The organism is Microbacterium sp. (assembly GCF_030149085.1).
In the GTDB taxonomy this organism is placed as follows: domain Bacteria; phylum Actinomycetota; class Actinomycetes; order Actinomycetales; family Microbacteriaceae; genus Microbacterium.
Window position 1 is genome coordinate 1 of record NZ_JASBSF010000157.1, and the last position, 7,705, is coordinate 7,705.

Genomic DNA, 7,705 nt, shown 5'->3' on the forward strand with positions numbered 1-7,705 from the left:
TCCGTCCACGGCCGCGACCGACCGGTCACCGTCGGCATCAACGGCTCCATCACGGCCCACACCTCGTCAGAGATCTCCTGTCGCGTCACCGTTCAAGACTCACCCACCGAGGAGCGGAACCTCTTGATCAACACGCCCTAGTAGGTCATCTCGTAGCCGTCCGGTTCCTGGACCAACTGCCCGGCTTCAACGAGGCTCACGGGATCGATGAGCAGATCCATGCTCACGGGCACGCCGCGCGTTCTGCCTCGCCGTACGGCAAGGATCGAGTAGCGGTCACCAGCGCCGCGGTCGTGCAGCAAAGCTGCCCGCTTCCACTCGGTCGCTGTGAGGTGGAAGCCGTTGTCTCCGGTGCTCTTCACCTCGAGACAGGTGGCTCGAAGACCATCCCCGTTCGCGTCGGGCAGCCATCCGATGAGATCGAAGCCGAAGTGGTCACTGTAGCGAGCAACGTGCAATAGCGCGCCAAGCTCCTCGATCAGTTCCTCTTCGTCGATGTCGCGCAGCTGCACGAGCGACGCGTGCGAGAGGGCCTCGTCGACAGGCGCTCCCGAGAAGCCGGCAAGCAGCGCTCTGACATCCTCAACTGCGCGGTCTCGCACTTCCGGCGCCGCGTCAAGGAACTGGCCCACAACCGCGGCGAGCGCCCACTGCTCCCCCTCGTCTCCAAGCTCACGCTTCTTCTGATCCATCCCGGGGTCGACCTTGATCGCGCGCACCGGCAAGGGCGGGTGGGCATCGCCCCCGTCACCCTTGCGCGACACTTCGCGCCGATCGGAAGTCGGCTCGGGTGAAGACTTCCACGTCATCCGAGGTGGCTTCGGACGGACCCCGCCAGACGCGAGCTGGGCGGCCCTATTCCTCACCGCTCGCGCCCGTTCAAGTCGCGGTCGGTCCAGCGACTTCTCGAGCAGCGTCAAACGTGGGGCCGTCACATCGATCCCGGCGCTCTTGGCCTGGCGCACTACCGCGGCGCGATCGGGACTCGGCGAGTCGAAGTCCGCTCCGCGCAGGCTGTCCGTCACCCAATCGGCCATCGCAGGCGATGACGCAAGCAACTCGCCTGCCACGGTCACGAGCTCCTCGGGAGTCGCCGCGTCATCGGATAGGGCTTGCGCGACGTGGTCGTCAAGTGCACGAACGGAGGATCGAGTTTCGCCCGGCCCCATCGCCGCCAGGACACCAATGAAGCGGAGCTCCTTCTTCCACGACGCCGAGAGGTTCCGCAGAAGCCGAGCACGCTCTTCGGGGCTGGTGAGAGCCGCCGCGTGGGTCGCAAGATCGTCCACGGTCGAGAATCCGCCGAGCCGTGCGAGCGTCTCTGCTGGATTGACGGCGAGACCATCCGACGTCACGTGGAGGCCGCTCGCGATCATGAGCTCCGCGATCGGCTCTACTACACCTCCCAGGTCAGGCTCGAGGTCGAATCGAAACCGAGCCGGCGGAGCGAGCTGGTCGAGGCGCTTCTTCAGCACTTCGGGCTCCGCCCCGGTCGCCTTCGCCAGGCACGCAATCACCCGACTGCCGTAGACGTTGATCCAGCGACGAAGGGCGCGCCGCGCGACGTCGACGGTGAGCCCCGACTCGTCGCCCCGGTCCCGCAGTTCTCTGTCCAGCGCCCCCAGATCGACGCCCACACTCGCAAGGGCCCACAGGACGCCGTACTCGCTGACATCACGGCGGACCGATTCATCGACACCGACCTCGATCAGTTGCGTCGCTGTTGCATCGGGGATCGACGCGGCGACGAGTGCCTGGTGGAGCACCCCGAGATCGACGACGTCAGCCGAGTCGTCACCGTCAGCCACGGCAAGGATGGATCGGAACCAGCGTTCGTGGCGAATCTGCTCCTCGGCGCTGGCAGCGCCGAGATGCTTTCGGACGATATCGACCTCGTCGTGCGAGATCCCGAGTTCCAGCAAGAAGTCCTCGCGCTCTGCGTCCGATTGAGCTTGGAGAAAGAGCGCAAGGGTATGCGTGTATGCGACGTTCTCGAGCAGCGTCGCCAGGTGCGGTGCGAGCTTGCGGCGCAGGCGATCCTGCCAACCGTCGCCCGCGAAGTCATGGAACAGCGTCGGCGAGTTGGTCGCGCCACCATCGAGGAAGACATCCTGATCGGCCCCCTCACCGAGAGTCGCTGAATGCCCTGTCCCTTCGACGCGCGCTTCGACAACGAGGTCGGGGAGGCGCTTGATACGCAGCTCCGCAAGCCGTCGTGCGCGTCGTTCGAATTCCTGGCTGCCCAACGTGAGCGTCTGGGTGCCAAGGCTGTGGTGGACCAGGATCGCCAGCATCTCTGCCTGCCGATCAGCGAGAAGAGCATGCAGTTGATCCGTGACATCCTCTCCCTCTTCGCTCCCACGACGAGCGAGCTCGATCTTGAGAACCTCGATCCCCAATGCATCGCGAACTCGTGCAGGAGCGTCGCGAGGGAGCGCGGCGAACGCGACCTGTCCGTGGAAGTGACGCAAGTATGGTGCGTAGGTCCCGTCGTCATGGCGAACCGACTCGCGGGACATGTGCGTGAGCCGGTCGCCTTGCTCTGCGAGCACTCCGACTTCCTCGAGGACCTTAGCCGCACCGGGATCATCGAGCTCCGCAAGGCGCTCGTACGCAAGTGTGTGAAGGCGAATGAACGCTTGTCTGCCTGTCCCCGAGGTCAGCGGGTCGACGGGCAGTACGCCCTCATCGAACCGCTCGCGGAGGCCCGAGAGAAGACCGTGAAGCGATTCGACCCCCGCATCATCGATTGCGTTCACACCAGCAAGGACGCGCAACTCGCGTGTGATCCCGCCAAGTTGAGGGCCACAGATCGGGACGAGACGCCAGGGGCTCTGCATCCGACCACCGCCGCTGGGCGGACGCTCAAGCCACCATGTCGACTTCGCGTCCACCGGATCGGAGTTGACGTTCCCGTCAATCGCGGTCGAGATCCATCGGGCATGCTGAAGCTCGACGGCGAGCAGACTCGGGAACCCATTCGCTGAGCTGCTCGAGTATCGAGATGTATGCCAGGTGCCCGATGTGCACTGGTTGCAGGCGACAAGCATCGTCGTTCGGGCGCGGTAGAGGTCGAGGCCGCGCTGGAGGCTACGAGCAAGCGCGGCCCCGTCTCGACGCGCGCAGTCCTCGAGGGGCCATGAGAATCGGTAGTCCTCCGTGACGAACGCGTTCTTGTGCGCACCTCCCGTCCAGCTGCCAAAAGTCCAGCCGCCTCGGGCGTCGACTTCGGCCTTTCGGGTGTCCGCGACCTCACCGATCCACGGGAATCGATCCCGCCCGCGCGAGTCCCCGCTCGCCAGAGCTTCGACGGGAGGTACCTCCCAGACACCCAACCTGAGGAGGAACGCATGCCGTTCGAGGTCGGGCCACTCAACCCCGAGCCCCTCGCCCTCGGATGCGTCCTCCTCATCCTCGTTCTCGAGGTCGAACACGCCGCCGCGATCGAGTCCTGTGAGCAGCCCCAGCACCTCATGCGGCGGCGCCAGAAGCCTCTCGGGCCCAGGGCTCAGGCACTCAAGATCTCGATAGGCACTCTGACGAGCTTCTATCGTCGAAGCCGGAAGGCTGCCTTCCAGGCTTGACAGCCACTCGGCCCAGTCAGATCCGAAGGCGAGCGATCCGGCCGGCTGCCAGCTGCCGCCCCGGGAGGGTAGCTTGACTTCGCTCAAGAAGCGGAGGCGCTGTTGCTGAAGCCGAGAGGTCTCGTCTCGCTGCGCCCGCCCGGGCTGGCACCAGAACCAGGCGGATGGGTCGAAGGCGGCGGCCTCAGCGGCCGACCTACGCGTGCCGTACCCCGAACGCCGCTCGCGGCTGAGCAGTCCCCAGGCGAACTTCAGCAACTCCGGCGAGGACGATGATTCGCCTACTCCACCGAATCGGTCGAGTACGTTGTCGACGGTGTAGGGACGGATGCCGAGCAATCGCGCGCGATCTACCTCGCTCTCGCTACCCAGGAGCCCATCGGGGAGGAACGCGAGGTCTAGTTCTGCGGGCGGTACGAGCGAACCACCGACCGAACCACGAATGCGCGCCATGATGAGCGTGCTTCGGCTTCCGGCAACTCCCTCCCGCGGATCGGGGAGCGGAAGCAGGCGGCGGGCTCCCATTTGGTCGACGACCGCGAGGATACGGCTGTCGGCATCACCGCGAAGCGAAGCAAGAAGCACCTGCGTCTGAGCCTGATTCTCGCCGCCAAGCGCGCCGAACAAGTCCACGACCCCTAGAAGCCGACGGTCGACATCGTCGGAGTCTGACAAGTCCCACACATCGACGTCGCCCGGGCGAGCAAGCTGGCCGACGATTTCCCACGGAGAGTCAGGCTCAAGCCTCCGCCGGCGGATCATCTCCAAGGCACGATCGGTGAGACCCGCACCGGGAAGCGCTCGATCGGTACGACGCCGCACGTACTCGGCGGGGAACACACTCCGGATCAGTTCGTTGAGCCGTTCGGACAGTGCAAGTGCGGACGACGGATCGCAATGCGGGCCATGCTCCGTCGGAATCCAGTCGACCTCGTCGAGCCGCCGGAGGACTTCGCTTCGGAACTCGAGAGCGAGTTCGTCGCTCGGTTCATCGCACGCTGCCACGACGTTGACCAGCGATGACATGTGCACCGACTCGTCCGCCGCCAGGTCGCGGACCCCCCGAACGACGAGGTCTGCGAGCGCCGCGAGGATGAGTTGGTTGCCCGAACGGAAGCCACGGTAGAACCCGGTCCGGGCTGCGTCCACGGTGAAGTAGCCGTGCAGGAGGAACGGGAGCCCCGACGGTATTCGCGTCGGGAAGAACAGATGGAAGGGGGCTGAGTCGCTGTCCACCATCGCGGGCAAGATTCTCGTTGCGCCCTGCGCTGCGGATACACGCATGCCCAGCGCGACCTCACCGCCGAGTTCGTCGTCACTCGGCAGAGAGTCGCGCGCCAGCAGCCACTCGCTCGAGATCTCTTCGTTGCGCAGCACCTCGACGCGTTCCCACATCGAGTCGGTTGCGGGAGTCGTGTCCCATCGCGGTTCGATGACGACCGCGTCGCCGGCGAGCCGATCCTCGACAGCAATCTCGCCGAATGTTCCGAGGAGCACCAGGATCTGATCGGTCACATCGTCCAGTCCGGCGCGGACGACCTCGAGCCACTCGTCCTCGCTCAAGCGGTGACGCGCTCCAGCGGCGAATGGAAGTCGAACCACCGTGTCGAACCCGCGAGCTTTGAGCTCCTCGACCTCGCGAGGCATCTCGTCGACCCACTGGGGAAAGCGAAGCGTCGGGATCGCGGCGAACTCGTCGTCCGCATCGACGGACTGCACCGCGGCGACCATCTGATCCCAGTCAGGGCTGTTCGCGGGGTCCGTGATCTGCGCCTTCGCAAGAGCGGGATCGAATCGGACGGACATCGCCCCCGTCTCCGCTTGCAGGCCCGAGTAGATCTCCGGAGTGTCGGTGACTTCGAGAACCGACTTGAATCCGATCCCCTTGTGACCGATCGCTTGACCTTCGGCCTTTGTCGAGGCGCCGATGTGCCCCAGCGACTCAACCACGACCTGTGCAGACAGAGGCTGGCCCTGGTTGGCCACCAGGAGCGCCGGCCCCTCGCCGACCACGATGGCGACCTTTGAGCGCGCCTCGTCGCGCCGGCTGCCGTTGCGCCACGCGTCGGCCGCGTTCTGGAGCAGCTCAATCAGGAAGCGGCCGTGGTACTCCCGGCCGAGCAGGCGCTCGGCTCTCGCGAACGAGCACGTAATGCGCACGTCCTCGGCAGTCGCGTGTCGAGCTCGCCGGCGCACCTCCTCCTCAAGGTAGAGGCGGCTGTCTTGGCTCGGCGGACTCGCAGACATCAGCTCCCCAACAGCTCTGATGGGCTTCCCGCCCAAGTGACAACCAACTCATCCCGCGCCCGTGACGCCGCGACGTATAAAAGCGACCGCTCACGCAGCATGGCATCCTCGAGATCGCTCCCGGCGAGCCCCTGCAGTGCGAGCGGGAGCGGGATCGACCCCGCCGACACATCGAAGAGAACGACGCGTGAGAACTCGAGGCCTTTGGCGCTGTGCATCGTCACGAGCTGCGGAGTGCCCGGCTTCGCGGCCTCGCCATACAAGGCAGTCGCGATTCCGCGATCATCCAACTGTCGCTGGAGTCGCTTGAGCGACAGAGTCGTCCGCCCCAGGATCGCGATCGAGTCCCCAACGCCAGCCGACTTCCATTCCGCGATCGTCTGAGCAACGGCATCCGTCTGTTCCCAGACGTGAGCGCTCGACACTACGCGTGGAACCGGGCCACGGCGCGCAGACCGATAGCCGTGGCTAGCCTCAGTCTCCTCGGCGGTGTCGATGTACTGAGCGTCTTCGAGCATCCCCAGCGCGTAGAGCAGGTTTTCCTGGGTGGTCCGATAGTTCAGCGTGAGTCGGCGCGACCGCCCCACCACCTTGATGCCATACCGCGCGAGCACAATGCGATGGCCGTAAATGCGCTGGTGCACGTCCTCTGCGATGAAGATGTCGTTGGATGCCGTGGGCGCGAGCGCACGCACAAGCTGCCAGTGCAGCGGGCTCAGGTCCTGCCCTTCATCGACCAACACGTGATCCGCGGGCCTCAATTCTTCCCGGGCCTCGAGAAACGCAGAGGCCATCGCCGACAGCTCCGCCCATGTCAGGCGTCGGCCACTTGCCGCGTTTGCGCGATAGGCCTCGACCGCCGCCCACACGGCGGCCCTGCGCCCACGATCGAGCGCCACCCCACGACCGGGGCGTCGAGCGGCGAGGTACTCCGCGAGACTCCGCACTCTCTGCGGCAAAATCACCTGCAGGTACTCGGCCTCGAGGAACGTGGGGTTGGCGATCTCGATTGGCGCCGACCCGAGTGCGGATGCCGCGGCATCCCACCCCTGACTATTCGAGACCATCGAGACGCGCTCACGAGTGGGGGCGCCGAAGACTGCTTCGCCAGCGACCGACCAAAACTCGCTTCCTGCTCGGTCCCGAACGGATGCTGCGAGCGCGTCGATCCCGGTCACGTGAACGCCCGGCACGCCGAGCGTGGACACCTGGGCAATAGTGCTGTCGAGCCGATCCAAGTCGCGCTTCAGCATCCCCGCGAGAGCCTTCGTGAAGGTGGTGAGGATGATGCGGGCCTGGGGATCTGCGTGCGCGAGGCGGCGAGCGCGGTGCAGCAGAACGACCGTCTTTCCCGTCCCCGCGCCGCCCGTGAGCCGGAACGGACCGTTGTAGTCGCGCGCGACGTACTGCGCCTGCTCAGGATGCAGGAAGACGCGCCACGCACCGAAGTCTCCTTCATCGAGGATGCGGCGGAGCTCCTCATCATCGTTCACCAAGGCGAACTGCATCCGGCTTGCCGGCCTCTTGAGCGCGTCGATCAAGGCGGCATCGTCATCGCCGGCAGTAGCCTGTTGTTCGTTGGTCTTGTCATCGTCCAGCTCGGGCTCCACCTCGTCGAATCCGAGGTCGGCCCGGATCTTGGGGATCGTGTCCCCCACCGCCATGCCCAGGATCGCCAGACGCTGCCACTCGTTCTCGAAGCCGTCCGCGAGAGCAGCCAGGGCCTCTTCCGAATCGGCTGCGTAGAGGCGCTCAGCATCCGCCTTCTCAAAGCCGAGCCCGTCGACGAGATCAGAGATCGGGTACCCGTGATCCCCCAGGTAGGTCAGCTTCTTGGGCGCGGCAGGGATGTAGGTGGGCGTCGCCACCGGGGC

At 65.7% G+C, this 7,705-nt stretch carries 2 protein-coding genes; both read right to left on the reverse strand.

Translation table 11 applies throughout. The features are described 5' to 3' along the window. Window positions 1-137: 137 nt before the first annotated feature. Window positions 138-5,831: a hypothetical protein gene (locus Q1V87_RS06395; RefSeq protein WP_300591346.1), complete on the reverse strand. Its 5,694-nt coding sequence runs from the start codon at window positions 5,829-5,831 to the stop codon at window positions 138-140. Then, window positions 5,831-7,705, reverse strand: a 1,875-nt coding sequence (locus Q1V87_RS06400) for a UvrD-helicase domain-containing protein (protein WP_300591347.1), incomplete at its 5' end; no start/stop codon positions are given. The genes Q1V87_RS06395 and Q1V87_RS06400, both read right to left, overlap by 1 nt.

What these genes read in the sequence shown, in the direction of transcription:
- Q1V87_RS06395 (WP_300591346.1), bottom strand. Translation starts at nt 5,831, where the DNA reads ATGTCTGCGAGTCCGCCGAGCCAAGACAGCCGCCTCTACCTTGAGGAG.